Genomic DNA, 537 nt, shown 5'->3' on the forward strand with positions numbered 1-537 from the left:
CGACCATCCACGCCATAAAGCTAAACAAACTCACGGCGATCAATAATGACGCTGGTAACGCAATTAACAGCCTACCCATTAAGGTTTCTCCGCTGCCAGTGCAATGTTCTTCACGCCAGCACCTTTAGCAGCATCCATCACTTTCACAACGGTGCCGTTGTAAGCGTGCTCATCAGCCTGAATCACTAACGATGCATCTGGCTGGTCTAGCAATAGGTGCTCAATAGACGCTTCTACGCGTTCCAGATCGACCAAGCGTTTGTCGATGTATACATCGTTTGCTGCCGTAATGGCGATGAAAATACCTGCGTCTTTTTGACTGACCACGTTCGATGCTTGAGGGCGGTTCACTTCCACGCCAGACTCTCGCACGAAAGAGCTGGTAACAATAAAGAAAATCAACATGATAAATACAATATCAAGCATCGATGTTAAATCGACTTGAGCTTCGTCTTGTTGATTTGGTCTGCGTCCGAGTCTCACTTCTGACTCCTTAAAGATTGTTCTAATTGGATCGCTTTACGTTCACATACTTTG

Annotated in this window: 1 protein-coding gene and 1 pseudogene; both read right to left on the minus strand. The window is 46.0% G+C overall.

Translation table 11 applies throughout. The features are described 5' to 3' along the window. Window positions 1–79: pseudogene (locus R7O12_RS23840) on the minus strand (energy transducer TonB); the annotation flags it as partial. Next, a complete protein-coding gene (locus tag R7O12_RS23845) occupies window positions 79–483 on the minus strand; it encodes an ExbD/TolR family protein (RefSeq protein ID WP_005459364.1) in 405 nt (134 codons plus the stop codon). The pseudogene R7O12_RS23840 and the gene R7O12_RS23845, both read right to left, overlap by 1 nt. Between the last annotated feature and the right edge of the window lie 54 nt (window positions 484–537).

The organism is Vibrio sp. Vb1574 (assembly GCF_033338675.1).